Here is a 26,284-nt window from a genome sequence, read left to right on the forward strand (position 1 = left end):
GTGCTCCTTCGCCCGTACGGCGGCGGCGGTCAGCCCGCCAGGGCCTGCCGGAGGGCGGGTTCGGAGGCGTTTTCCCAGACGCCCGGCAGCTCACGCTCGCGGTCGGCGGCCGACGCTTCCTCGTGGCCGAACAGAAGTCCCCAGGTGAACGCGGTCTCGCCGGCCGCGTGGGCCTGGATCCCGAGGTCGCGGATGGTGTCGCGGGCGACGACGCTGTCCTGGTGGTCGCCGAGGACCGTCTGGACGGCCTTCATGGCCTTGGCGAACCGCTTGGCCGGTTTACCGAGGGCGGGGGTGGCCGCCTCCGCCGCGTACCGGGCGCGCTTGGCGGCCTTGCGGGCGTCGTGCATGGCGAGGTCGCGGTCATGGCCGGCCGGGAGGCCGAGGGCGTGGTCGACGCGGACCGAGAGGCGGCCGTAGTCCTTGATCACGGCCCTGGGCAGGGTGTCGGCGGGTCCCGCCGTGGCGTCCTTGAGCAGCGGTGGAGCGTCGAGGAGCGCGTCGAGGGAGTCGAGCAGGGCGAGGTAGCGGTCGGTGTCGAGCACGGCGACGGAGCGGCGCCGCGCGTCGGAGCCGTGCGCGGCGCCCCAGATCCGCAGCCTGCCGCGGACGGGCCCGAGGACGAGCGTCCTCGGCATGGCGTCGATGCGGCCGCGCAGCCGCTCGGCGAGGACCTCCTGGTCCCGGGCGGCCCCGAGCTCGCCTGCGAGCCATTTGAGCTCGTCGCCGAGCGGGTCGGTGACGCCGCGGTCGACGATCTTGCGGAAGGTCTTGAAGGCGCTGCGCATCCGGCGGGTGGCGACGCGCATCTGGTGGACGGCGTCGGGCAGGTCGCGGCGTACGGCGGGGTCGAGCGCGACGATGGCGTCCCGCTGCTCCCTCAGATACGCGAGCACGTACTCGCCGGCGTCCTCGGGGCCGAGCCGCGCGCCACGGTCCCGGACGGCCTTCGCCGCCTTCGCCGCCTTGGGGGCCTTCTCCGCCTTGGCCTCGGGGGCCTCGCCCTCCGCGGGCTGCGGCACGCCGGGTCCGGTCTCCTCCAGCGCCCGCGCGAGCTTCGACGTCGCGGCGGAAGGGCTGACGCCCGCCTTGCGGAGCCGCTTGTCCACGGCGTCCAGGATCGCCGGGTCGGCGTCGTCGGCCAGCTCGACCTCGATCTCGGTCCAGGAGGCGGTGCCGCCGCCGTCGGTGAGGCGCTCGGCGCGTACGGAGTCGACGGACAGCTCGGCCAGGAGCTCGCCCTGCTCGTCGAGGAGGTGGTGGACGTCGCGCGAGGAGCGCAGGCGGACGACGGGGACGAGCTCGGCACCGCGCGTGCGGGAGCGTACGAGTCCGGCGAGCGCGCGCGGCAGGGCGCGGGAGAGCGGGGCGCGGATCTCGTCGCGGATGCCGGCGGAGACCGGGAACTTCAGATGCCAGCCCTCGTCGCCGCCGCCGGTGCGCCGCCGCAGGGTGATCCCGTCGGCGGCGAGGCGCAGCTCCGCGGTGTCGTGGTACACGGCGTCCAGCTCGGCCACGCCCTTGCCGACGATGTCGCCGATCCCGGGCACGCCGGTCAGGTCGGGCAGCTCGGTGTCGGTGGTGGCTTCGTACTTCCGCTCGATCTCCCGTTTTGTCTCCGCCATCGGACCCTTCTTTCGAGTGAGCCGTCGGCTTCAGCCGCAGCAGTAGCGCTGGGGTGTTCTGGATTGTGCGCCTGCCTCGGGCAGCGGTCAGGGCTTGGCCGTCATACGGGTTGATTGAGCCGCATGAGAAGCCACCCCCTGGGGTGGAGGAGTCACGAACCGAATCTAGACGCGATTCCGTTCCCTGGGCAGCCCCCAACCGGGGCCAGGCCTGCATCTGGCTCCGGGCGGGGACTGCTCGCAGCAAAAGCGCGCTACGCGCCTATCGGCCGCTGGACCCTGATGGACTGGAGCAGGCCGACCGCCACCCACACCGCGAACATCGACGAGCCGCCGTAGGACACGAAGGGCAGCGGGAGCCCGGCGACGGGCATGATGCCGAGCGTCATGCCGATGTTCTCGAAGGACTGGAAGGCGAACCAGGCGATGATCCCGGCGGCGACGATCGTGCCGTACAGCTCGGTGGTCTCGCGGGCGATCCGGCAGGCGCGCCAGAGCACCAGGCCGAGCAGGAAGAGGATGAAGCCCGCGCCGAGGAAGCCGAGCTCCTCCCCGGCCACGGTGAAGACGAAGTCCGTCTGCTGCTCGGGCACGAACTGGCCGGTCGTCTGGGAGCCCTTGAAGAGGCCGGTGCCGAGCAGTCCGCCGGAGCCGATGGCGATGCGTGCCTGGTTGGTGTTGTAGCCGACGCCCGCCGGGTCGAGTTCGGGGTTGGCGAAGGCCGCGAAGCGGTTGATCTGGTACTCGTCGAGGAGTCCGAGGAAGGTGACCAGGATGCCGCCCGCCACGCCGGTGCCGATGAGCCCGAGCACCCAGCGGTTGGAGGCGCCTGAGGCGAGCAGCACACCGAGCACGATGACGACCATCACCATGACCGAGCCGAGGTCGGGCATGAGCATGACGACGACCATGGGGACGACCGCGAGGCCGAGCGACTTGGCGACCGTGCGGTGGTCGGGGTGGACCTGGTCGCCGGCGTCGACCTGGGCGGCCAGCAGCATCGCCATGCCCAGGATGATCGTGATCTTCACGAACTCGGAGGGCTGCAGCGAGAAGCCCGCGCCGATGACGATCCACGCGTGGGCGCCGTTGATGGTCGCGCCGAGCGGGGTGAGCACCAGCATGACGAGCAGCACCGAGATGCCGTAGAGGACCGGTACGGCTCCGCGCAGGGTGCGGTGACCGAGCCAGACGGTGCCGGCCATCAGGGCGATGCCGATCCCGGTGTTCAGCAGGTGCCGGAAGAGGAAGTAGTACGGATCGCCCTGGTTGAGCTCGGTGCGGTTGCGCGTCGCCGACCAGACGAGGAGCGCGCCGATGAGCGAGAGCGCGATCGCGGAGAGCAGCATCGGCCAGTCGAGCCGGCGCAGCATCGAGTCACGGGCGGTGAGCCTGGACCAGGGTCCGCGGTCGGGGGTGTAGCGGGCGACGGAGAAGCTGTTGGTTCCGGCCATGGGTCAGTCCCTCCGGCCGGTCGCGGGGGGCGGGCCCATGAGCGCTTGCGTGCCGCCCTCGTCCGGTGTGGGCGGGGCGTACGGATCGATCCTCGGGGCGTCGATGGAGCCGTCGGGCTGGATCTTCGGCAGCGCCTTCTGCGGCTTGGGCAGCAGGGCCTTGCCCAGGTCCTGGTTGCCTTCCATGTCGAGGCCGTAGAGCGCGTTGTAGATGTTGCGGACGGCGGGTCCCGAGGCGCCGGAGCCGGTACCACCCTGGGAGATCGTCATGACGATCGAGTACTCGTCGGTGTAGGTGGCGAACCAGGAGGTCGTCTGCTTGCCGTGGACCTCCGCCGTACCGGTCTTGGCACGCATCGGGATCTTGTCCTGGGGCCAGCCGCCGAACCGCCAGGCGGCCGTACCACGGGTGGCGACTCCGGCGAGGGCCTCGTCCATCAGCTTCTGCGTCTTGACGTCCATCGGCAGCTTGCCGTGGGACTTGGGAGTGATCTCGCGGACGCTCTTGCCGTCCGGGCTGACGACCGCCTTGCCGACGGTCGGGTTCCAGAGCGTGCCGCCGTTGGAGATGGCGGCGTAGATGGTGGCCATCTGGATGGGGGTGACGAGCGTGTCGCCCTGGCCGATCGAGTAGTTGACCGAGTCACCGGCGCGCATCAGATTGCCTTCGAGGCAGTTCTCGTAGGACAGCTGCTGGATGTAGCTGCCGCCCTTCTTGCCGATCTTGCACCAGTAGTCCTTGTTGGCGTCCCAGAACTGCTGCTTCCAGCGGCGGTCGGGGACGCGGCCCGTGACCTCGTTGGGCAGGTCGATGCCGGTCTCGGCGCCGAGCCCGAACTGGTGCGCGGTCTTGTAGAACCAGTCGGCCGGGCTCTTCTTCGGCTTGAGGCCGCCGTCCTTCCTCCACTGCTGGTGCGCGAGGGCGTAGTAGACGGTGTCGCAGGAGACCTCCAGGGCCTGGCCGAGGGTGATGCTGCCGTGGCCCTGCGACTCGAAGTTCTTGAAGACCTGGTTGCCGATGGAGTACGAGCTCGGGCAGGGGTAGCGGCCCTTGAAGTCGTATCCGGCGTTGACCGCGGCGGTCGTCGGGACGACCTTGAAGATCGAGCCGGGGGCGGCCTGGCCCTGGATGGCCCGGTTGAGCAGCGGGAAGTTGGACCTCTTGCCGGTGAGCTTCGCGTAGTCCTTGGCGGAGATGCCGCCGACCCAGGCGTTGGGGTCGTACGTCGGCAGCGAGGCCATCGCCACCACCCGGCCGGTCTTCGCCTCCATCACCACGACGGCGCCCGAGTCGGCCTTGTAGTTGGTGTTGGTGTTGTCGTCGAAGACCTTGCGGGCTTCCTTCATCGCGTTGTTGAGCTCCCACTCGGCGACCGCCTGGACGCGGGCGTCGATGGAGGTGACGACATTGGCGCCGGGCTCGGCCTTGTCGGCCTTGGCCTGGCCGATGACCCGGCCGAGGTTGTCGACCTCGTAGCGGGTGACACCGGCCTTGCCGCGCAGCTCCTTGTCGTACGTACGCTCCAGTCCGGAGCGGCCGACCTGGTCGGAGCGGAGGAACGGCGAGTCGGTGTTCTTGGCCTTCTCCAGCTCCTCGTCGGTGACGGGCGAGAGATAGCCGAGCACCTGCGAGGTGTTGGCCTTGCCGGGCGCGGGATAGCGGCGTACGGCGGTGGGTTCGGCGGTGATGCCGGGGAAGTCCTCGGCGCGCTCGCGGATCTGGAGGGCCTGCTGGGTGGTGGCCTCGTCGGTGACGGGGATCGGCTGGTAGGGGGAGCCGTTCCAGCAGGGCTGCGGGGTCTCGGAGTCGCAGAGCCGGACCTTGTCCATGACCTCCTTCGGCTTCATGCCGAGGACCGCGGCGAGCCGGGTGAGGACGCCCTTGCCGTCGTCCTTCATCTTCAGCAGCTCGGTGCGGGACGCGGAGACGACGAGGCGGGTCTCGTTGTCGGCGAGCGGGACGCCGCGGGCGTCGAGGATGGAGCCGCGGACGGCGGGCTGGACGACCTGCTGGACGCCGTTGCCGGACGCCTCCTTGGCGTACTCGTCGCCGTTGCGGATCTGGAGGTACCAGAGCCGGCCGCCGAGCGTGGCGAAGAGGGAGAAGACCAGGACCTGGATGATGACGAGGCGGATCTGGACGCGGGGCGTCCGTCCGGTCTCGGGAATGTTGCTCACGCTGCGGATGCCCCCTCGTTCACAGTCGCTTGATGCCCTTGATGCGGCCGGCACGGCCCGCTCTGGTCCTGGCCGCCTTCACCCGCAGTCCGCCGCCCAGGCCGGTGCCGCGCTGGCTGCCGATGCGCAGCCCGGTGCCGAACGAGGTCCAGCCGCCCGCCACGTCGGCGCTGCCGGAGGGCTGGTTGTCGGCGAGCGGGTCGTTCTCGGCGCGTCTGGCGAGCGCCATGATCAGGGGCACCGTGAAGGGCGCCAGCAGCAGGTCGTAGACGGTGGCCGTGAACAGCAGCGAGCCGAGGCCCACATGGCGGGCGGCGGTGTCGCCCACGAGGGCGCCGACGCCCGCGTACAGCAGAGTGGAGCCGATCGCCGCGGCGACGACCACGAGCATCGGGCCGGTGGCCGAGGTGAGCCGGCCGTTCTCCGGCCTGACCAGGCCCGCGAGGTAGCCGATGACGCACAGCACGAGCGCGTAGCGGCCGGCGGCGTGGTCGGCGGGCGGGGCGAGGTCGGCGAGCAGGCCGGCGCCGAAGCCGATGAGGGCGCCGCTGGTGTGCCCGTACACAAGTGCGAGGGCGAGCACGGTGAGCAGCAGCAGGTCGGGCACCGCTCCGGGGAGGTGGAGCCGGGCGAGTACGGAGACCTGGATGACGAGGGCGACCACGACGAGCGTGGTGGAGAGCAGCATCCGGTTGAAGCGCATGGTGTTCAGCTCCTCCTGCTACTCGTCGTCCGTGCCGGTGCCGGTGCCGGTGCCGGTACTGGCGCTGGCCCTAGGGGTGGCGCTGGGGCTGGCGCTGGCATCCGGGACGGGGCGGGTACTGGCGTGCGTGTCCGCCGCGTTGCCCGTGGTGCCGTCGCCGTCACCGGTCCCCTTCTCGGTGCAGTCGGCCTGCTCGTCGGCCTCCGGCAGCCGGCCGTCGGGGCACGGGGTGATCGTCACCGTGACCGTCGGCGTCGGAGTCGGCCTTGGCTTCGGCGGGAGCACGGTGTCGCGCGGGTCGGTGCGGGGCGCCTGGACGACGACTCCGACGATGTCGAGCTTGGAGAAGGAGGCGTAGGGCCGGACGTAGATGGTCCGGGTCAGACCGCCGCCGGAGGGGTCCACGCGGACGACGTCGCCCACGGGGACGCCGGGCACGAACGGCTTGTCGGCCTGCGAGCCGAAGGTGACCAACCGGTCGCCCTTCTTCACCTTCGCCTTGCCGTTGAGGAGCTGGACGGCCAGCGGCCGGTCTCCCTGACCGGTCGCGAAGCCGAGCTCGTCCGTGCTCTCCATGCGCGTACCGACCGTGAAGTCCGGGTCGTTGGCGAGGAGCACGGTCGCGGTGTCGGGGCCGACGGTGGTGACCCGGCCGACCAGGCCGTCGCCGTTGAGTACGGTCATGTCGCGCAGGATGCCGTCATGGGAGCCGACGTCGATGGTGACGGTCCATGAGAAGCCCTGGGCGGCTCCTATGGCGATGACCTCCGCGGCCTTGATGCCGTACTGCCCGTTGGCCGCCTTCTTCAGCATGGAGTCCAGCTGGTTGAGGCGGCTGCGGTTGCGGGAGTCGCTGCCGAGCCTGGCCTTGAGGGCCGCGTTCTCCCGTTCGAGCACGGCGATGCGGTTGTGCCGCTCCCCCGAGTCCCGGACGGCTCCGATGGCGTTGCCGACCGGATCGACGGCGGCCGCGACGCCGTGCTCGACCGGTCCGAAGACCGCGGCGGCGGCCTGCCGGGCGCCGTCGACCGGCGACTCCTGGCCCCCGCGGATATCCACCGTGATCAGTGCGAACGCGATGGCGATCAGCAGGACCAGGAGCAGCCGGCTCTCTTTCGTGTCCCTCACGTGCGGCGGCCGTGCCTTCCTCGTCGGAATGTGTGTGGTGCCGTAGTGCCGTGGTGCTGGTGTAGCTGTTGCTGCGTTACTGCTGTGCTGTTGTCCGCTGTTCGGGTGACGGGCGGCCGCGCGAGCTGCGGACTCGCGCGGCGCCGGCCGCCCCGTTACCGGCGCGGCTGGGCGTCCAGCACCTGCTGGAGCGCCTCGAACTCCTCGACGCACTTGCCGGCGCCGAGCGCGACGGAGTCCAGCGGGTCCTCGGCGATGTGGATCGGCATGCCGGTCTCGTGGCGCAGTCGCTCGTCCAGGCCGCGCAGCAGGGCGCCGCCGCCGGTGAGGACGATGCCCCGGTCCATCACGTCGCCGGAGAGCTCCGGCGGGCACTTGTCGAGGGTGGTCTTCACGGCGTCGACGATCGCGTTGACCGGCTCCTCGATGGCCTTGCGGACCTCGGCCGCGGAGATGACCACGGTCTTCGGCAGGCCGGAGACCAGGTCGCGGCCGCGGATCTCGGTGTGCTCGTCCTTGTCGAGGTCGAACGCCGAACCAATGGTGATCTTGATGTTCTCGGCGGTCCGCTCGCCCAGAAGAAGGCTGTACTCCTTCTTGATGTGCTGGATGATCGCGTTGTCCAGCTCGTCGCCGGCGACCCGGATCGACTGTGCCGTGACGATTCCTCCCAGCGAGATCACGGCGACCTCGGTGGTGCCGCCACCGATGTCCACCACCATGTTGCCGGTGGCCTCGTGGACCGGCAGGGCCGCTCCGATGGCCGCCGCCATCGGCTCCTCGATGATGTGCACCTGGCGGGCGCCGGCCTGCGTGGACGCCTCGATGACGGCGCGGCGCTCCACGCCGGTGATACCGGAGGGCACACAGACGACGATCCGCGGACGGGCCGCCCAGCGGCGCTTGTGGATCTTGAGGATGAAGTAGCGGAGCATACGCTCCGTGATCTCGAAGTCGGCGATCACGCCGTCCTTGAGGGGGCGCACCGCCACGATGTTCCCCGGCGTGCGGCCGATCATCTTCTTGGCTTCGGAGCCCACCGCGAGGATGCCGCCGGTGTTGGTGTTGATGGCGACGACGGACGGCTCGTTGAGGACGATCCCACGACCTCTTACGTACACCAGCGTGTTGGCGGTCCCGAGGTCGACAGCCATGTCACGGCCGATGAACGACATAGAGTTCCCCTTGTTTCCCATGAGGATGCGTCGGGCCTTCCCAAATCGAGCTTTGATGGCTTTTCAGGTAGGCGAGGAGGGTGTGGTGCGACTCGTGTACGGGTGCTCCGGCGTGAAGGCTTCCATCGTAGTGCCGCCTGCCCGGACAGCGCGCGCTGGCCCGCCTCGGTATGGGTGACGACAAGTCGGAGCGATGCGTTCCCGGTCTCGTCGTCCGTATGCGTGCGTATACCGAAGGGCGACCGAAATTCCTTCGGTCGCCCCAGGCTATGAGCGCTGTATGGCTGACTGGTAATCAGGAAAGACCCGGGAAGAAAATCTTCAGTTCCCGGATGGCGGACTCCTCCGAGTCCGAGGCGTGGATGAGGTTCTCGCGGACGATCGTGCCGTAGTCGCCGCGGATCGAGCCGGGGGCCGCGGCGATCGGGTCGGTCGGGCCGGCGAGCGCACGGACGCCTTCGATGACCCGCTCGCCCTCGACGACCAGCGCGACGACCGGACCGGAGGACATGAACGCCACCAGCGGCTCGTAGAACGGCTTGCCCTTGTGCTCGCCGTAGTGCTGCTCCAGGGTCTCCTGGTCCAGCTCGCGCAGCTCCAGCGCGGTGATCTGCCAGCCCGCCTTGCGCTCGATGCGGCCGATGATCTCGCCGATCAGGCCGCGGCGGACGGCATCGGGCTTCAGCAGGACGAGCGTGCGCTGGCTCACGGTGCGGGCTCCTTCGAGTGCGGGTCGCAGGATGTGGAGGTCAGTAAGGGGTCTGCGCCTCAGAGGCTACAGGGCGCAGGGCGTGTCTCATCACACAGCGTCAGGCCCTGGGGAGACATCGGCGCCCTGCTGTGCCGCGAAGGCCGCCTTCGCCTCGTCGACCTGCCGCCCGTAGTGGACCGAGGCCCACCACAGACCGGCGAAGACGACCCCCAGGACGAACATCATCGGCACGACGAAACCGCTGGCGATCAGCCCGGCCTGGAGCACCCAGCCGAGCTGCACCCCGCCGGGACGCGTGATCATCCCGCACAGCAGCACCGACAGCAACATCGCGACACCGCAGACCGTCCAGACCGCGGTCATGGACAGCCCGTCGGTCTTCATCGCCACCAGACCGGCGAAGCCGATCACGAAGAACTCGCCGATCAGGGTCGACGCACAGAGCGTACGCATGGGTTCAGCCCCTCCCCAGCAGCAGCCGGGCCTCGCCGACCGTGATCACGGAGCCGGTCACCAGGACGCCCGCGCCCGAGAACTCCGACTCCTCCTCGGCGAGCGTGATCGCCGCCTCCAGAGCGTCGTCGAGCCGCGGCTCGACGACCACCCGCTCGTCGCCGAAGACCTCCACGGCGACCGCGGCCAGCGCATCGGCGTCCATCGCCCGGTGGCTGGAGTTCTGCGTCACGACGATCTCCGCGAAGACCGGCTCGAAGGCTTCGAGCACGGACCTGACGTCCTTGTCGTCGCTCGTGCCGACGACACCGATGAGCCGCGAGAAGCCGAACGCCTCGCTGACACCGTCGGCGGCCGCCCGCGCCCCCGCCGGGTTGTGCGCGGCGTCCAGGACGACGGTCGGGCTGCGGCGTACGACCTCCAGCCGGCCCGGCGACACGACGGACGCGAACGCCGCACGGACCGTGTCCGCATCGAGCGTGCGCGCGTGCTGCTCGCCGACCCCGAAGAACGCCTCGACCGCCGCGAGCGCCACCGCCGCGTTGTGCGCCTGGTGCGCGCCGTACAGCGGCAGGAAGACCTCCGGGTACTCCCCGCCGAGCCCCCGCAGCGTCAGCATCTGCCCGCCGACCGCGATCTCACGGGAGACGATGCCGAACTCCATGCCCTCGCGGGCCACCGTCGCGTCGGCCTCGACGGCCTTCTTCAGCATCACCTGAGCGACGTCCACGGGCTGCTGGGCCAGGATGACCGTGGCACCCTGCTTGATGACGCCGGACTTCTCGCCTGCGATGTCGGCCGGGGTGGTGCCGAGCCGGTCGGTGTGGTCCAGATCGATCGGGGTGATCACGGCCACCGACCCGTCGATGACATTGGTCGCGTCCCAGCTGCCGCCCATGCCGACCTCGACGACGGCGACATCGACAGGCGCGTCCGCGAAGGCGGCGTAGGCCATGCCGGTCAGCACCTCGAAGAAGGAGAGCCGGTACTCCTGCGCGGCGTCGACCATCTCGACGTACGGCTTGATGTCCTGGTACGTCGCGACGAAGCGCTCGGGCGCGATCGGCGCGCCGTCCAGGCTGATCCGCTCGGTGATCGACTGGACGTGGGGCGAGGTGTACCGCCCGGTGCGCAGCTCGAAGGCGCCGAACAGGGCCTCGATCATGCGGGCCGTGGAGGTCTTGCCGTTGGTGCCGGTGATGTGGACCGACGGGTACGCGCGCTGGGGCTCGCCGAGCACGTCCATCAGCGCGGAGATGCGCGCGACCGACGGCTCCAGCTTCGTCTCGCCCCAGCGGGTCGCGAGTTCGGCCTCGACCTCGCGCAGCGCCTTGTCGACCTCCGGGTCGGCGGGGCGGGCGGGCACCTGGTCGCCCTGCGGCGATCCGGCCCGGGTGCGCAGCGTGCGGCTGCCGGCCTCGATCACCGCCAGGTCGGGGTCGCGGTCGGTCTCGGCATCGACGATCTCGTCGAAGGCGTCGAACTCGTCTGATTCGCCGGGTTCACCAAAGGGCTGCTGCTCACTCACGCTGCCAGTCTACGGAGGCGCGGCCCGGGCCTGTCGCTCGGATCGGCCCGGCAAGCCCCGAACGACAGGCCCTAGAGACCCGACGGGAGCACGGCCCGTACGTGGTACGAGTCCTCCAGGGGCCCGGCCGTGAGCGTGCCACCCATGCTCTCCACCCGCGCGCGCATGGACGAGGTGCCCGTGCCGGTGGACACCGGCTCCAGCTCGCCCGCCGGGTCCGAGCCGGCGAGCCGGTTGCCGACGTCGATCCGCAGCCGTGCCGCGTCGTCGACGTCGATCGACACGGTGACCGTCTCCCCCGGCGCGTGCTTGGCCGCGTTGGTCAGGCACTCCTGCACCACCCGGAAGACCGCCGTCTGCCGCAGCGGCGAGATCCGGCGCGCCTCCTCGGTGATCCTCAGCCGCACGGGGCTGCCGATCCGCTCCCCCTCCGCCGCGAGCACCGGCAGCCCGTCGAGCCCGGGCGTCGCGGTGCGTTCGTCGCCGCGCCGCACGATGATCTCGTTCAGCGTGTGGTGGGCGCGGCGGGCGGTGTCCGCGAGCTCCTCGAAGTCCACTCCGTGCCTCTCGGCCCTCGCCCGCACCGACAGCACCTCGGCCCGTACGGCGAGGACCGTCAGCTCCCGGCCCACGAGGTCGTGCACATCGCGGGCGACGGAGGTGCGCTCCCGCTGCACGGCCTGGAGGGCCGCGGTCTCGGCGCGCTGTGCCTCCAGCTCCCGGATGAGGTCCTGCCGGTACGCGGCGATCCCGACGCCCGACGCGAGCACCCCGATCGGCACGACCAGGCTCAGGAACTCGCTCAGTGTCTCCCCGCGATGCGGGGGCCAGGCGGGCGTGCTGTACAGCACGTAGGCGGTCAGGAGGTACCCCAGGGTGGCGACGACGCCCGCGATACGCCCCCGGAAGCGCCCGAGCGAGTACAGCGCGAACTGGATGAGCGTCAGCTCGTGCAGCCAGCCGAGGAAGCCGAGGGCGACCAGATACGGAATCCACGGCGCCCGGCGCCGCAGCAGCAGCGTCGCCGCGCCCGCCGCGAGAACGAACGTCGCGCTCACCCGGCCGAGCGAGTTGTCCGCCTTGGCGAGCCCCGGCACGTCGAGCAGCATCAGCGCGAAGCAGCCGGTGGCGGTGACGGCGTCGACCGCGCGCGGCGACACGGCCCACCGGTCGGCGTACCGGCGCCCCGCCGCGACGGCGCGACGCAGCGCGAGGGTGGCGGGCGTGTGCGGCATGTCTCCATCATCCGCCGGGCGCCCCCGGCTGTCCGTCCGCAACCGCCGGACGGGCTCCGGCGGAGCCCGTCCGGCGACCGGCCACGTCAGCGCCGGTCACGGCGCGGCGGTCCGGCGCGGCGGTCCGGCGGCACAGCGCCGGCGGCGGCCCGAGGGCGTCAGGACTGCGGGAGGGCGGACAGCTGGGCGCTGATCCGCTCGATGTCCTCCTCGGCCTTGGCCAGCCGTCCCCTGATCTTGTCCACGACGTTGTCCGGCGCCTTCGCCAGGAACGCCTCGTTGCCCAGCTTCGCCGTCGCCTGGGCCTTCTCCTTCTCGGCCGCCGCGAGGTCCTTCGCGAGCCGCTTGCGCTCCGCCTCGACGTCGATCACACCGGACAGATCCAACGCGACCTCCGCGCCCGCGACCGGGAGGGTCGCCGTCGCGTGGAAGGAGTCGCCCTCCGGCTGCAGCCGGAGCAGTTGCCGGATCGCGCCCTCGTGCGGGGCGAGGGCCGTGCCGGCGAGGGTCAGCCGTGCCGGGACCTTCTGACCGGGCTGGAGACCCTGGTCGGAGCGGAACCGGCGGACCTCGGTGACGACCCGCTGGACCAGCTCGATCTCCTTCTCCGCAGCCTGGTCGCGGAAGCCGGAGTCCTTGGGCCAGTCGGCGATGACGACCGACTCACCGCCCGTGAGCGTGGTCCACAGCGTCTCGGTGACGAACGGGACGACCGGGTGGAGCAGCCTCAGCGTGACGTCGAGGACCTCGCCGAGGACCCGGGCCGAGACCTTGGCCGGCTCGCCGCCGCCCATGAACGTGGTCTTGGACAGCTCGACGTACCAGTCGAAGACCTCGTCCCAGGCGAAGTGGAACAGCGCGTCGGACAGCTTCGCGAACTGGTAGTCCTCGTAGTACGCGTCGACCTCGGCGACCACCGAGTTCAGCCGCGACAGGATCCAGCGGTCCGTCGCCGACATCCGCTCGGGCGACGGCATGGGGCCCTCGACCGTCGCGCCGTTCATCAGCGCGAAGCGCGTGGCGTTCCAGATCTTGTTGGCGAAGTTGCGCGAGCCCTGGACCCAGTCCTCGCCGATCGGGACGTCGACACCCGGGTTGGCGCCGCGCACGAGCGTGAAGCGCAGCGCGTCGGAGCCGTACTTGTCCATCCAGTCCAGCGGGTTGACCGCGTTGCCGAAGGACTTCGACATCTTCTTGCCGAACTGGTCGCGGACCATGCCGTGCAGGGCGATGGTGTGGAACGGCGGGGTGCCGTCCATGGCGTAGATGCCGAACATCATCATCCGGGCGACCCAGAAGAAGAGGATGTCGTAGCCGGTGACCAGGACGGAGTTCGGGTAGAACTTCGCGAGGCTCTCGGTCTGCTCGGGCCAGCCCAGGGTGGAGAAGGGCCACAGACCGGAGGAGAACCAGGTGTCGAGGACATCGGTCTCCTGGTGCCAGCCCTCGCCGGTCGGGACCTCGTCGTCCGGCCCGACGCAGACGACCTCGCCGTTCGGCCCGTACCAGACGGGGATGCGGTGGCCCCACCACAGCTGGCGCGAGATGCACCAGTCGTGCAGGTTGTCGACCCAGTCGAAGTAGCGCTTCTCCATCTCCTGCGGATGGATCGCGACCTTGCCGTCGCGGACCGCGTCACCCGCGGCCTTGGCCAGCGGACCGACCTTGACCCACCACTGCATGGACAGCCGCGGCTCGATCGTGGTCTTGCAGCGCGAGCAGTGGCCGACCGAGTGGACGTACGGGCGCTTCTCGGCGACGATCCGGCCCTCGGCGCGCAGCGCGGCGACGATGGCGGAACGGGCCTCCAGGCGGTCCAGGCCCTGGAAGGGGCCGTGCGCGGTGATGACGGCGCGCTCGTCCATGACGGCGAGGTTCGGCAGACCGTGCCGCTGGCCGATCTCGAAGTCGTTCGGGTCGTGCGCGGGCGTGACCTTGACGGCGCCCGTGCCGAACTCGGGGTCGACGTGCTCGTCGGCGACGACGGGGATGCGGCGGCCGGTCAGCGGCAGCTCGATCTCGCGTCCGACGAGGTGCTTGTAGCGCTCGTCCTCGGGGTGGACGGCGACGGCCGTGTCACCCAGCATCGTCTCGGCGCGGGTCGTCGCGACGACGATGGAGTCGTCACCCTCCCCGTACCGGATGGAGACGAGCTCGCCGTCGTCGTCCTGGTACTCGACCTCGATGTCCGAGATCGCGGTGAGACAGCGCGGGCACCAGTTGATGATGCGCTCGGCGCGGTAGATCAGCTCTTCGTCGTAGAGCTTCTTGAAGATGGTCTGGACGGCCTGGGAGAGGCCCTCGTCCATGGTGAAGCGCTCGCGCGACCAGGCGACGCCGTCGCCCAGGCGCTTCATCTGCCCGGAGATCCGGCCGCCGGACTCGCCCTTCCACTGCCAGACGCGCTCGACGAACGCCTCCCGCCCCAGGTCGTGGCGTGACTTGCCCTCCTTGGCGAGCTCGCGCTCGACGACGTTCTGCGTGGCGATGCCGGCGTGGTCCATGCCGGGCTGCCACAGCGTCTCGTACCCCTGCATCCGCTTGCGGCGGGTGAGGGCGTCGATCAGCGTGTGCTCGAAGGCGTGGCCCAGGTGGAGGCTGCCCGTGACGTTCGGCGGCGGGATGACGATCGTGTACGGAGGCTTCTCGCTCTTCTCGTCGGCCTCGAAGTAACCGCGTTCTACCCAGCGCTCGTACAGCTTCCCCTCTACCTCGGCCGGCGCGTACTGGGTCGGCAGTTCGGGGTTGCTGGCTGGCTGCTGCTGAGTGTTCTCGGTCACGGGCCACAGTTTAGAGGTGTCACCGTCCCGTTCTGAAACGGGAATCTTCCGTAACGGTGTACGCCCTCGTGCCCCGGGAGAGCGCCCCTTCCGCCAGGATGTTCGGAACACATGAGCATCTGGAGGGGAACCCAGTAATGAGCCACAACCAGCCGGGCCCGTACGGCGACCAGCCCCAGCAGCCCGGCCCGTACGGCCAGCCTGGTCCCTACGGCCAGCCGGGTCCCTACGGCCAGCCTGGTCCTTACGGCCAGCCGCCGCAGGCCCCGCAGCCCGGCTACGGCTACCCGCAGCAGGCTCCCCCGCCCGGCTACGGCTATCCCCAGCAGGCTCCCCAGGGTGTCCCGCCCCAGCAGCCCGGCCCGTACGGCCAGCCGCCGCAGCCGCCCCAGCAGCCGCCGTACGGCGCGGGCCCCGGCGCCTACCCGCCCCCGCCTCCGCCGGCCCGGGGCGGCGGCAGGAAGACGGGCCTGATCATCGGCGCGGTCGCCGTGGTCGCGGCGATCGGCGTCGCGGTGTACTTCGTGCTCGGGGGCACCGGCGGCGGCCTCTCCGACGACGGCCCGCACAAGCTCGCCACGCCCGCGAAGGTGCTGACCGACTACAACCGGGTCTCCAAGGACGGCGAGTCCGGCAGCGACGACGCCTCCGTCGTCAAGGACATGGAGAAGAGCGGCATCAAGAACGGCACGTCCGTGCTGGGCCAGTACACGACCGCGGACATCAGCAACTACGACCCGGCCGACCCGAGTTCCGTCCCGGACCTGGCCACCGCCAAGGGAATCACCTTCATCGGCGCCTACGGCAAGATCGACGACCCGAAGAAGACGCTGGACAGCTTCTTCGCGCAGATCAACAAGGACACGTCGAGCAGCGGCGACGCCCAGACCGGCAAGCTGATCGGGTCGCCGGAGGAGGTCAGCCCCGACGGCTTCGACAACGGCGTCATGAAGTGCCAGGCCGCCGAGGGGAAGAACCCGGTGACCAAGGAGCAGAAGACCGACTGGTTCTGCGTCTGGGCCGACTACAGCACGATCACGATGGTCTCCCCCGGCGACGCCACCAAGGGCATGGACAAGGACACGGCGGTCAAGATCACCGTCGATCTCCGCAACGAGATCCGCGTCAAGGCGTAACAAGGGCAGCGCCCCCGGTACGGGAAAGGGCGCCGGGCAGGTTCGGTGAACCTGCCCGGCGCCCTTCTCGTCCGTGCGGTGGAGCGCTACGCGCTCTTCTCGTGCCGGCCGTCGTTCTTCACGATCCGCGGCACCAGCGTCGGGTTCACGTTGTTGTGCACGACATCCGCCGTGATGACGACACGGGCGACGTCCTTGCGCGACGGCACCTCGTACATCACCGACATCAGGACCTCTTCCATGATGGCGCGCAGACCGCGCGCGCCCGTGCCGCGCAGGATGGCCTGGTCGGCGATGGCTTCGAGGGCCGGGCGGTCGAAGTCCAGCTCGACGCCGTCGAGTTCGAAGAGGCGCTGGTACTGCTTCACCAGCGCGTTGCGGGGCTCGACCAGGATCTTCAGCAGGGCCTCGCGGTCCAGGTTGTGGACCGAGGTGATCACCGGCAGGCGGCCGATGAACTCGGGGATCATGCCGAACTTCACCAGGTCCTCGGGCATGACCTCCTGGAACTGGTCGCTCGCCTCGATCTCGCGCTTGGAGCGGATCGTGGCGCCGAAGCCGATGCCCTTCGCCCCGGCGCGCGACTCGATGATCTTCTCCAGGCCGGCGAAGGCGCCGCCGACGATGAAGAGGACGTTCGTCGTGTCGATCTGGATGAACTCCTGGTGCGGATGCTTCCGGCCGCCCTGCGGCGGCACGGAGGCCGTCGTGCCCTCCAGGATCTTCAACAGCGCCTGCTGGACGCCCTCACCGCTCACATCCCGGGTGATCGACGGGTTCTCGCTCTTGCGGGCGACCTTGTCGATCTCGTCGATGTAGATGATGCCGGTCTCGGCCTTCTTGACGTCGTAGTCGGCGGCCTGGATCAGCTTCAGCAGGATGTTCTCGACGTCCTCGCCGACATAGCCCGCCTCGGTGAGCGCCGTGGCGTCGGCGATGGCGAACGGGACGTTGAGCATCCGGGCCAGGGTCTGGGCGAGCAGTGTCTTGCCCGAACCGGTGGGGCCCAGCAGAAGGATGTTGGACTTCGCGAGCTCGATCGCGTCGTCCCGGCCCTGCGATCCGCCGTTCTCGCCGGCCTGGACGCGCTTGTAGTGGTTGTACACCGCGACGGAGAGGGCCTTCTTCGCGGGCTCCTGCCCGACGACGTACCCCTCCAGGAACTCGTAGATCTCGCGGGGCTTGGGGAGTTCCTCCCACCGCACCTCGGAGGTCTCGGCGAGCTCCTCTTCGATGATCTCGTTGCAGAGGTCGATGCACTCGTCGCAGATGTACACCCCGGGGCCTGCGATGAGCTTCTTCACCTGCTTCTGGCTCTTTCCGCAGAACGAGCACTTGAGCAGGTCGCCGCCATCACCGATGCGTGCCACGAGGTGCTTCCCCTTCGCCTGGGAGCGCTTGGTTCAGCGGCTCCTGGTGCCTCATATCCGACGGTACCTTGCCTGGGCCCCCGTTCGGGCCCCCCTTGGCGCGGTTCACATTGTCGTGTACCGCGCCAAGGCGAGGTCGGGCGTCAGGCGGCCGCTGCGGCCGTGCTCTTGCGGGTCGACACGATCTGGTCGACCAGGCCGTACGACAGCGCCTCCTCGGCGGTCAGGATCTTGTCGCGCTCGATGTCCTCGCGGACCTTCTCGATCGAGGTCGACGAGTGCTTGGCGAGCATCTCCTCGAGCTGCTCGCGCATGCGCAGGATCTCGTTGGCCGCGATCTCCAGGTCGGAGAGCTGCTCCCGGCCCGTCTGCGTGGAGGGCTGGTGGATCAGCACACGGGCGTGCGGCAGCGCCATCCGCTTGCCGGGGGTGCCGGCGGCGAGCAGGACGGCCGCGGCGGAGGCCGCCTGGCCCATGCAGACCGTCTGGATGTCCGGCTTCACGAACTGCATCGTGTCGTAGATCGCGGTCAGCGCGGTGAAGGAGCCGCCGGGGCTGTTGATGTAGATCGAGATGTCGCGGTCCGGGTCCATCGACTCCAGGCACAGCAGCTGCGCCATGACGTCGTTGGCGGAGGCGTCGTCGATCTGGACGCCGAGGAAGATCACGCGCTCCTCGAAGAGCTTCGCGTACGGGTCGTACTCGCGCACGCCCTGCGAGGTGCGCTCGACGAAGCGGGGGACGACGTAGCGGTTGTCCACCTGCGGGCCCGTGTAGAGGCCGCTCGCGGAGAGGTTGTTCTGCATGTCGGTGTTCACCATCCTGGTGGCGTTCGGCGGGCTGAGGGTCCGGTGGGGCGGGCGGGAGGGGGTCAGGCCCCGGTGCCGCCACCGCCCGGAACGCCCGAGGCGAGGGAGATGATCTCGTCGATGAGCCCGTAGTCCTTGGCTTCCCCGGCGGTGAACCAGCGGTCGCGGTCGCCGTCGCGGATGATCGTCTCGACGGTCTGGCCGGAGTGGTGGGCGGTGATCTCCGCCATGCGCTTCTTGGTGCGGAGCAGGTACTCGGCCTGGATCTTGATGTCCGATGCGGTGCCGCCGATACCGGCGGAGCCCTGGTGCATCAGGATGTCGGTGTGGGGCAGCGCGAAGCGCTTGCCCGAGGTGCCGCCGGTGAGCAGGAACTGGCCCATGGAGGCGGCCATGCCCATGCCGATGGTGACCACGTCGTTCGGGATGTACTGCATGGTGTCGTAGATCGCCATGCCGGCCGTCACCGAACCACCGGGGCTGTTGATGTAGAGGTAGACGTCCTTCTCGGGGTCTGCGGCCAGGAGGAGGAGCTGCGCCGTGATCTTGTTGGCGATGTCGTCGTCGACCTGCTGGCCCAGGAAGATGATGCGCTCGCCGAGCAGCCGGCTGTAGACCTGGTCGCCGAGGCCACCACCGATGGACGGCTCACCGGCGGCGTTAGGCATCAGATTCGTCACGTAATCCACCTGCTCGTCTCTGACGGCTGCGGCCGTCTCAGCGTCTTGAGTACTACCGGGGGCGGGGAGTTCCCTGGGCGGGTAGTCCACTGCCCTCGTATTCATGGACCCTAACGCGCTGGTGGGCGGGCGCCATCCCGGTTCCCGAACTGTTCGCTGGGAGCGCAAGGTGCGGGAGCGCGTGTCGGGGCGCGGCGAGGCGGCGCGTACGGCCGTGCCGCCGTGCGCCCTGAGCTCGGTCCGCCGAGGGCGGTGCCCGTACGAGTACGACGACGGGCCCGGCCGCGCGTGCGGGGCGCGGCCGGGCCCGTCGTCGTACGGGTGGGCGCGAGGCCCTCAGGCCCCGGTCCGGTGCGGGGCTCAGACCTCCGGCTTCGCCTCGGCGTCGCCCTCGGACTCACCGGTGGCCTCGGCGGCCTCCTCGACCTCGTCCTCGTCGTCGCTCAGGTCGACGACCTCACCCTTGGTGTCCTTGACCGTGGCGGCCTCGACGACCGTGGCCAGGGCCTTGCCGCGGGCGACCTCGCCGACGAGCATCGGCACCTGGCCGCCCTCGACGACGGCCTGGGCGAACTGGTCGGGGGACATGCCGGAGGAGGAGGCGCGGCGCATGAGGTGCTCGGTGAGCTCCTCCTGGCTGACGTTCAGCTTCTCCTTGGAGACCAGCTCGTCGAGGACGAACTGGGTCTTGATGCCCTTGACCGCCTGCTCCTTGGTCTCGGCGTCGAACTCCTCGGCGGTCTTGCCCTGGATCTCCAGGTACTTGTCGAGGGTCAGACCCATCTGACCGAGCTGGTGGTGCTCCAGGTTGTGCTTGCGGGTGTTGACCTCGTCCTCGAGGAGCTTCTCGGGGATCGGGACCTCGACCAGCTCGAGGAGCTTGTCCAGGACACGCTCCTGGGCCTGGGTGGCCTGGTCGTACTGCTTCATGTTCTCGAGGCGCTTGCGGCTGTCGGCCTTGAGCTCGTCGAGGGTGTCGAACTCGGACGCCATCTGCGCGAAGTCGTCGTCCAGTTCGGGGAGCTCGCGGGAGGCGACCTGCGTGACCTTGACGGAGACCTCGGCGTCCTTGCCCTCGGCGGAGCCGCCCTTCAGCTGCGAGGTGAAGGTGGCCTCGCCGCCGGCCTCCAGGCCGGTGACGGCCTCGTCGATGCCGTCGAGGAGCTCGCCGGAGCCGATCGTGTACGACACGCCGTTGGCGACACCGTCCGCGAGGACCTCGCCGTCGACCTTGGCCTCCAGGTCGATCGTCACGACGTCGCCATCGGCGGCGGCGCGCTCGACCGGGGAGGTGGACGCGAAGCGCGAGCGGAGCTGGTCCACCGACTTCTCGATGTCCTCGTCGCTGACCTCGACGGCGTCGACCTCGACCTCGATGCCGGAGTAGTCCGGGATCTCGATGGACGGACGGACGTCGACCTCGGCGGTGAAGTTCAGCGTCTCGCCGTCCTTCAGCTCGGTGATGTCGACCTCGGGCTGGCCGAGCGGGTTGATCGCCGCCTCATTGACCGCCTCGGTGTAGAACTTCGGGAGGGCGTCGTTGACGGCCTCCTCCAGCACTGCACCACGGCCGAACCGCTGGTCGATCACTCGGGCCGGGATCTTGCCCTTGCGGAAGCCCTTGACCGTGACCTGCTGGTTGATCTTCTTGTACGCCGCGTCGAGGCTGTCCTTGAGCTCCTCGAAGGGCACCTCGACAGTGAGCCGAACCCGGGTCGGGTTCAGGGTCTCCACGGCGCTCTTCACGGTTCGGTCTCCTTGGTGGCTGAATTCTGGGGTTCTGCTGGGTTCACCGCGGTGGGATGTCCGGCGGCGGCTCAGCGGATCGGGCCCGGCTCTTCAGACACTCGTCAGACACACGGGCACACAGCTTGCATAGTAACCGCAAGCGGGATGACGCCCACAACGTGATCATGAACGGCGATCAGGACTGCTGGTCGGGGTGGCGGGATTTGAACCCACGGCCTTCCGCTCCCAAAGCGGACGCGCTACCAAGCTGCGCCACACCCCGTCGGTGCGACACGTAGGGTACATGCCCGCAGCCGGTGGTCAGACCCCTTTCTCCGCGCGTACACGTCCGTGCATACGCCTCCGCCATACGCCTCCGTGCGTACGCGCGCTTTTCCGGCACGTACGGAATGCGGTGTGCGGCGACCGGCGGGGACCCGCTACGATGCTCTTCGTGCCGCGGCCTCCATGACCTGCGGCGCGGTCCTCGCGGGCGTAGCTCAATGGTAGAGCCCTAGTCTTCCAAACTAGCTACGCGGGTTCGATTCCCGTCGCCCGCTCTTGATGGCTCAGGGCCAGGTCAGAGGGTGATTCCTCTGACCTGGCCCTGATGCGTTTCCGCTTCGCGTCAAGCGGGCCGAGGAAGGGGCAGCGGGGCCGCTGGGGGCAGTCCGTGCGGCGGCTGCTCACGGGCCTGTCCCGATATAGGCCGGGGCGATTCCCGGCAATCTCGCAGAGCCGTGCGCTGCCGGCTTCGGGCATAGGCGGCGGGCCGGCCGCGTGCGCAAAATACGCGAGCACCAACGCGGGGGAAGCCAAGGGGCGGGCGAGGGGGGCGACGATGGGGTCACGGGTGGAGAAGGTGGCGCGGAGTGCGACGTGGCTGCTCGTCGGTGTCGTTGCTCTCGTCGCGGGGGTTGCGATGGTCTTCGAGATCCGGGGAGCGCTGGAGCGGGAGCGGGAGTTCCGTGCCGCGCCGGCGTGCACCTCCGTACCGGTGGAGGCGTCGAGGTGCCGGTGGGAGCAGGAATTCACCGTGCGGAAGGCCGACATGCACGCCGGCGAGCGGGGTGAGCCGCCGCAGGCCGAGCTGTTGCTGCCGTCCGGTGACGCGTGGGACGTGGCGTTCCGGAACACCGGGCCGGTGGCGCGGCGGATGGAGCCGGGCGGCAAGGTCGTCGGTGTGATCTGGCACGGGCAACTCGTCGAGGTGCGGGACGCCGAGGGGCGGCGGCAGCAGACGGCCCTCGGGCCCATGGGGTGGCCGGAGGACCGCCTCGGTGGCGCGCTCGCCTGCGTCTCGTTCGGTGTGACCGCCCTCGTCGGATCGCTGTGGCCGCTGTTCGCGCCGGGCAACCGGCGGCACGCGACCGCAGCCGCCATGGTGCGGTGGCACGGCGTCGGCATGGGTGTCGCGGCCGTCCTGACCCTCTGGGTACAGGCTGCCAACGACTGGCCCATGTGGACGATCCCGGCGATCTGGGGGCCGCTCGCGCTGTTCCTCCTGGCCTCCATGGTCGCCTTCGCCGTCGCCGCCCTTGCCCGGCGCGGTGGATGACCCCGGAGGAGCCGAACCCGCACGCCCGCCAACCGGTTGATCTCCGTAGCGGGTCATGGATCCCCTGCGGGGCGACTGGGACGATTCGCCCATGGCACCCAGGGCAGGCACCGATACGGGCACGGCAAGAGCGCGACTCGTCCTGTTGACGCTCGCTGCCGGTCAGTTCCTGATGGCGCTCGACAGTTCCGTCATGAACGTCTCGATCGCGACCGTGGCCGAGGACGTGGGCACGACGGTGACGGGCATCCAAGGGGCCATCACGGCGTACACCCTGGTGATGGCGATGTTCATGATCCCCGGCGGCAAGGTCGGGGCCCTGATCGGCCGCAGACGCGCGTTCATGATCGGGTGCTGCGTCTACGGCTGCGGATCACTCACCACGGCGCTCGCGCCCAACCTGCCTGTGCTGCTGGTGGGCTGGGCGTTCCTGGAGGGGGTCGGAGCCTCGCTCATCCTGCCCGCGATCGTGGCGCTCGTGGCCGGCAACTTCGCGACGGAGCGCCGTCCCGCGGCGTACGGACTCGTCGCGGCGGCAGGGGCCGTGGCGATCGCACTGGGGCCGCTCATCGGGGGTGTCGCCACGACGTACTTCTCGTGGCGGTGGGTGTTCGCCGGGGAGGTCCTGGTGGTCCTCGGCATTCTGGTGCTCGCCCGTCGCATCGCCGACACCGCGAGCGACGAACGCCCGCGCATCGATCTCGTCGGCGTCGTGCTCTCCGCACTCGGGCTGGGGATCTTCGTCTACGGGGTTCTCCGCTCGGACGAGTGGGGCTGGTTCCGGCCGAAACCCGACGCGCCTTCGTGGCTCGGGGTGTCCCTGGTCGTGTGGTTGATGCTGGCGGGGCTGCTTCTGGTCCGGCTCTTCCTGCACTGGGAGGCCCGGCTCGTGGCGCGCCGCAGGGAGCCGCTCGTGGACCCGTCGATGCTGGAGAACAAACAGCTCACCGGCGGGCTGACGATGTTCTTCTTCCAGTACCTCGTCCAGATGGGCGTGTTCTTCGTCGTACCGCTCTATCTGTCGGTCGCCCTGGGCCTGTCCGCGCTCGCCACCGGTGCCCGCCTCCTGCCGCTCTCGATCTCGCTGCTGGCTGCCGCGGTCCTGATCCCGCGCTTCTTCCCCGACGTCTCGCCGCGGCGCGTGGTGCGGCTCGGGGTTCTCGCGCTGCTCGCGGGCGCGGTCGTCCTGATGGCCGCGCTCGACGCGGACGCCGGTGCGGAAGTCGTCACCGTCCCGCTCCTGCTGATCGGGCTCGGCATGGGATCGCTGGCGTCGCAGCTCGGGTCGGTCACCGTGTCCGCGGTGCCGGAGCGCCAGAGCGCGGAAGTCGGCGGCGTCCAGAACGCCGTCACCAACCTCGGCGCCTCGATCGGGACCGCGCTCGCCGGGTCGATCATGATCGCCGCGCTGACGTCCTCGTTCCTGACCAGCGTCGAGCAGAATCCGGCGGTTCCGACCGCTGTCACGAGCAAGGCGACCGTCGAGCTCCAGAGCGGGGCGCCCTTCCTGTCGGACGCCCAGCTCAAGACCGCCCTCGAAGAGGCCGGCGCGAGCACGGAGCTGACTCAGGCGACGCTCGACGCGAACGCCGAAGCGAGACTCGACGGCCTGCGCGCGGCGCTCGCCATCCTGGCCCTCACCGCTCTGCTCGCGCTGTTCTTCACCCACCGGATCCCGACGTCACAGCCCCGGTCAGCGGCGCCGTAGCCCCTGACACGGGTCCCCCGCGCCTGCGGCCCGGTCCGTGGTGACGGACCGGGCCGGAGGCGTTTCCCGGGCGCTGCCGGTCAGAATTTGATCGCGTTGATCGAGTCGGCCAGCGAGTTGAGGAACGTGTTGATCGACGGCGCCATGCCGGTCGAGGCGAGAAAGAAGCCGAAGAGAGCCGCGACGATCGCGGGTCCGGCCTTGATCGAGCCGCCGCGGATCATCACCACAAGGATGATCGCCAACAGCAGCACCACAGACAGCGATATGGCCACAACTGATCACACCCTCGGTCGGTCCGCCTTGCCCGCCCGGGAGTATGCGGCCCAGCACACCCCCGTTGCCTCCATCGTGCCACCAACACCGGTATGACGGATGCCGGGTGACACACCGTCGGGTGAAGGATCAGGTCACATCCGCCGGTGGCCGCGCCGCGGCAGACCGCCGGAGAGCTGTCCCGATCCGTCCCGAGCGCCCTTACAGCTACCCGCGGGCGCGAAATGCACACAGCTCGCGCACAGGAAATTCGAGCAATATTCGGTGAGGAAATTCACCCATACTTTCGAAGGGACGATCTGCACCGTTTAAGCGGGATTGATTGGTGCATATCGGGCGTTTGGCGGTAGTTTCCGTGAGGAATGGACGGACCGCTGATCGGGTTTTACGGAATCGATTGGGCAGGGCTAGGGTGCCTCGAATGTTCCACGCGCCGAATGGATTGCAGTGGGACCGGCTGCCCGAAGCCTCCCGGGAGCCGGAGCCCGTCCCCACGTCGACAGCGGAGGCGGCGGCACAGGCGGAAGCGGCGGCACCAGCGCCTGCGAGGACGCCCGCGGCCACCCCCGCGAAGCCGCCGGCCGGCAGACGCGACGCCTACTTCGACAACGCCAAGTACCTGGCGATCGTGCTGGTGGCGGTGGCACACGCGTGGGAGCCGGTGATGGACGGCAGCCGCGCCACCAGGGCGGCGTACATGTTCGTGTACGCCTTCCACATGCCGGCGTTCATCATCATCTCCGGCTACTTCTCCCGGAGCTTCACGGCCCGGCCCGATCAACTGAAGCGGCTGGTCAGCGGCATGGTGGTGCCGTACCTCCTCTTCGAGACGGCGTACACGCTCTTCAGGCGGTGGGTCACCGGCGATCCGGCCTACCCGTTCAGCATCAACGATCCGATGTACCTCACGTGGTTCCTGATCGCGCTCTTCGTCTGGCGGCTGTCCGCTCCCCTGTGGCGCCTGGTCCGGTACCCGCTGCCGCTGGCGCTGGCCATCGCGACGCTCGGCACGCTCACCCCGGGCATGGGTCAGAGCCTCGACCTCCAGCGGATCCTGCAGTTCCTGCCGTTCTTCGTGCTCGGCCTGTCACTGAAGCCGGAGCACTTCCAGATGGTGCGGCGGCGCGAGGTGCGGCTGCTCGCGCTGCCCCTGGTCGCGGGGGCGGCCGTCTTCACGTACTGGATCACGCCGCACCTGCGGATGGGCTGGTTCTACCGCTCCGGCAGCGCCGTGGAACTGGACGCGCCCTGGTGGACGGGGCCCCTGATGACCGCCGCCATGTTCGTCTGCGCGCTCCTGCTGACGGTGGCGTTCCTGGCCTGGGTGCCGCGCCGCAGGACCTGGTTCACGGTGCTCGGCGCGGGCACCATCTGCGGCTATCTGCTGCACGGCTTCCTGGTGAAGACCGTGGTCTATCTGGGGCTGGTGCGCCAGCACCCGTGGCTGGCCGAGCCCCCCGGGGAGATCGCGGTGACGGTGGCGGCGGCCGCGGCGGTGACGCTGTTCTGTACGCCGCCGGTGCGGCGTGCGCTCAAGTTCGCGACCGAGCCCGAGCTGTCATGGGCGTTCCGGCGGGACGTCACCGCGCTGGCAGGCCCAGCAACCGCCGCATCGTCGCGTACTTCTCGGTGAGCCGGGCCCGGGTCGGCTCGTCGAGCACGGCGAGCCGGGCCGGGTCGGAGTTATGGGCGATATCGGACTCTTTGACCAGGAGGGCGCCCGGGGTGGCGAGGAGGCGACGGGCGTACGAGGGAAGGTCCTCGCCCTTGCGCTTCGTCATCGCCAGGACCATGTCCTTGACGGACCGCGGGAGTTCGGCCGCGTCCAGCCACTCTCGGGAGAGCGCCTCGTCCTCGATCGCGTCGTGCAGCCAGGCGGCGGCGATCTGCTCGTCGCTCCCGCCCCGCGCGCGTACGCCCTCCGCGACGGCCTGGAGGTGCTCCACGTACGGGCGCCCCGCCTTGTCCGTCTGCGTCGCGTGCGCCTCGCGGGCGACGGCCTCGACCTGGGCGAGCGTGAGCTTCGGCATGGGAACGACTGTACGGGC

Annotated in this window: 21 protein-coding genes and 2 tRNA genes; 5 read left to right on the plus strand and 18 right to left on the minus strand. The window is 69.8% G+C overall.

All coding sequences use genetic code 11. From position 1 onward, the window contains the following. Positions 1–29 precede the first annotated feature (29 nt). The 11 genes from KK483_RS11180 to KK483_RS11230 all read right to left on the minus strand — a co-directional run bounded on the left by KK483_RS11180 (position 30) and on the right by KK483_RS11230 (position 14,971). Complete coding sequence (locus KK483_RS11180) at positions 30–1,625, minus strand: CYTH and CHAD domain-containing protein (protein ID WP_262005081.1); 1,596 nt, start codon at positions 1,623–1,625, stop codon at positions 30–32. Between the two features lie 254 nt (positions 1,626–1,879). Then, complete coding sequence (gene rodA / locus KK483_RS11185; RefSeq protein ID WP_262005082.1) at positions 1,880–3,079, minus strand: rod shape-determining protein RodA; 1,200 nt, start codon at positions 3,077–3,079, stop codon at positions 1,880–1,882. Positions 3,080–3,082: 3 nt separating this feature from the next. After that, the gene (gene mrdA / locus KK483_RS11190) at positions 3,083–5,257 is read right to left on the minus strand and encodes a penicillin-binding protein 2 (RefSeq protein WP_262005083.1); all 2,175 of its coding nucleotides are present in this window, start codon (positions 5,255–5,257) and stop codon (positions 3,083–3,085) included. A gap of 19 nt (positions 5,258–5,276) precedes the next feature. Beyond that, a complete protein-coding gene (mreD, locus tag KK483_RS11195; protein ID WP_262005084.1) occupies positions 5,277–5,960 on the minus strand; it encodes a rod shape-determining protein MreD in 684 nt (227 codons plus the stop codon). 18 nt (positions 5,961–5,978) lie between these two features. Next, positions 5,979–7,088: a rod shape-determining protein MreC gene (gene mreC / locus KK483_RS11200; RefSeq protein ID WP_262005085.1), complete on the minus strand. Its 1,110-nt coding sequence runs from the start codon at positions 7,086–7,088 to the stop codon at positions 5,979–5,981. A gap of 155 nt (positions 7,089–7,243) precedes the next feature. After that, complete coding sequence (locus KK483_RS11205; protein WP_242336332.1) at positions 7,244–8,263, minus strand: rod shape-determining protein; 1,020 nt, start codon at positions 8,261–8,263, stop codon at positions 7,244–7,246. A gap of 295 nt (positions 8,264–8,558) precedes the next feature. Beyond that, positions 8,559–8,972, minus strand: a complete 414-nt coding sequence (gene ndk, locus KK483_RS11210; RefSeq protein WP_262005086.1) for a nucleoside-diphosphate kinase — start codon at positions 8,970–8,972, stop codon at positions 8,559–8,561. A gap of 90 nt (positions 8,973–9,062) precedes the next feature. Then, entirely contained in the window at positions 9,063–9,428 is a 366-nt protein-coding gene (locus KK483_RS11215) for a DUF4233 domain-containing protein (protein ID WP_262005087.1), read from the minus strand. A 4-nt stretch (positions 9,429–9,432) separates the two neighbouring features. Next, positions 9,433–10,956 (minus strand): folylpolyglutamate synthase/dihydrofolate synthase family protein, encoded by a 1,524-nt coding sequence (locus tag KK483_RS11220; RefSeq protein WP_262005088.1) that lies wholly within the window; start codon positions 10,954–10,956, stop codon positions 9,433–9,435. 71 nt (positions 10,957–11,027) lie between these two features. Continuing rightward, the gene (locus tag KK483_RS11225) at positions 11,028–12,191 is read right to left on the minus strand and encodes a sensor histidine kinase (protein WP_262005089.1); all 1,164 of its coding nucleotides are present in this window, start codon (positions 12,189–12,191) and stop codon (positions 11,028–11,030) included. A 158-nt stretch (positions 12,192–12,349) separates the two neighbouring features. Then, positions 12,350–14,971: a valine--tRNA ligase gene (locus tag KK483_RS11230; RefSeq protein ID WP_262005090.1), complete on the minus strand. Its 2,622-nt coding sequence runs from the start codon at positions 14,969–14,971 to the stop codon at positions 12,350–12,352. A 137-nt stretch (positions 14,972–15,108) separates the two neighbouring features. On the opposite strand from KK483_RS11230, the gene KK483_RS11235 reads away from it, so the two are divergent. Continuing rightward, complete coding sequence (locus tag KK483_RS11235) at positions 15,109–16,107, plus strand: hypothetical protein (protein WP_262005091.1); 999 nt, start codon at positions 15,109–15,111, stop codon at positions 16,105–16,107. A gap of 86 nt (positions 16,108–16,193) precedes the next feature. Here KK483_RS11235 and clpX read toward each other — a convergent pair whose 3' ends face one another. From clpX to KK483_RS11260, 5 genes are all read right to left on the minus strand, one after another. After that, positions 16,194–17,477, minus strand: coding sequence for an ATP-dependent Clp protease ATP-binding subunit ClpX (gene clpX, locus KK483_RS11240; RefSeq protein ID WP_242336353.1), 1,284 nt, complete (start codon positions 17,475–17,477; stop codon positions 16,194–16,196). 143 nt (positions 17,478–17,620) lie between these two features. Then, a complete protein-coding gene (locus tag KK483_RS11245; protein WP_313878756.1) occupies positions 17,621–18,298 on the minus strand; it encodes an ATP-dependent Clp protease proteolytic subunit in 678 nt (225 codons plus the stop codon). Positions 18,299–18,348: 50 nt separating this feature from the next. After that, positions 18,349–18,954, minus strand: coding sequence for an ATP-dependent Clp protease proteolytic subunit (locus KK483_RS11250; protein WP_262009433.1), 606 nt, complete (start codon positions 18,952–18,954; stop codon positions 18,349–18,351). Between the two features lie 372 nt (positions 18,955–19,326). Beyond that, a complete protein-coding gene (tig, locus tag KK483_RS11255; RefSeq protein WP_262005092.1) occupies positions 19,327–20,712 on the minus strand; it encodes a trigger factor in 1,386 nt (461 codons plus the stop codon). A 188-nt stretch (positions 20,713–20,900) separates the two neighbouring features. After that, positions 20,901–20,977 (minus strand) — tRNA-Pro (locus tag KK483_RS11260). A 206-nt stretch (positions 20,978–21,183) separates the two neighbouring features. Between KK483_RS11260 and KK483_RS11265 the strand changes: the two genes are divergently transcribed. The 3 genes from KK483_RS11265 (at position 21,184) to KK483_RS11275 (ending at position 23,960) form a co-directional block, all read left to right on the plus strand. Next, positions 21,184–21,254 (plus strand) — tRNA-Gly (locus tag KK483_RS11265). 281 nt (positions 21,255–21,535) lie between these two features. Beyond that, positions 21,536–22,252: a hypothetical protein gene (locus KK483_RS11270; RefSeq protein ID WP_262005093.1), complete on the plus strand. Its 717-nt coding sequence runs from the start codon at positions 21,536–21,538 to the stop codon at positions 22,250–22,252. A 91-nt stretch (positions 22,253–22,343) separates the two neighbouring features. Continuing rightward, positions 22,344–23,960: an MFS transporter gene (locus KK483_RS11275; protein WP_262005094.1), complete on the plus strand. Its 1,617-nt coding sequence runs from the start codon at positions 22,344–22,346 to the stop codon at positions 23,958–23,960. Between the two features lie 80 nt (positions 23,961–24,040). Here the strand turns inward: KK483_RS11275 and KK483_RS11280 are convergent, their stop codons facing one another. After that, complete coding sequence (locus KK483_RS11280) at positions 24,041–24,235, minus strand: hypothetical protein (protein ID WP_242336359.1); 195 nt, start codon at positions 24,233–24,235, stop codon at positions 24,041–24,043. 422 nt (positions 24,236–24,657) lie between these two features. Here KK483_RS11280 and KK483_RS11285 point away from each other — a divergent pair, with 422 nt between their 5' ends. After that, the gene (locus KK483_RS11285; RefSeq protein WP_262005095.1) at positions 24,658–25,869 is read left to right on the plus strand and encodes an acyltransferase family protein; all 1,212 of its coding nucleotides are present in this window, start codon (positions 24,658–24,660) and stop codon (positions 25,867–25,869) included. Here the strand turns inward: KK483_RS11285 and KK483_RS11290 are convergent. Next, complete coding sequence (locus KK483_RS11290; RefSeq protein ID WP_262005096.1) at positions 25,817–26,266, minus strand: HD domain-containing protein; 450 nt, start codon at positions 26,264–26,266, stop codon at positions 25,817–25,819. The two genes, KK483_RS11285 and KK483_RS11290, sit on opposite strands and share 53 nt — an antisense overlap. Positions 26,267–26,284 lie beyond the last annotated feature (18 nt).

The organism is Streptomyces sp. FIT100, from assembly GCF_024584805.1.
Classification (GTDB): domain Bacteria; phylum Actinomycetota; class Actinomycetes; order Streptomycetales; family Streptomycetaceae; genus Streptomyces.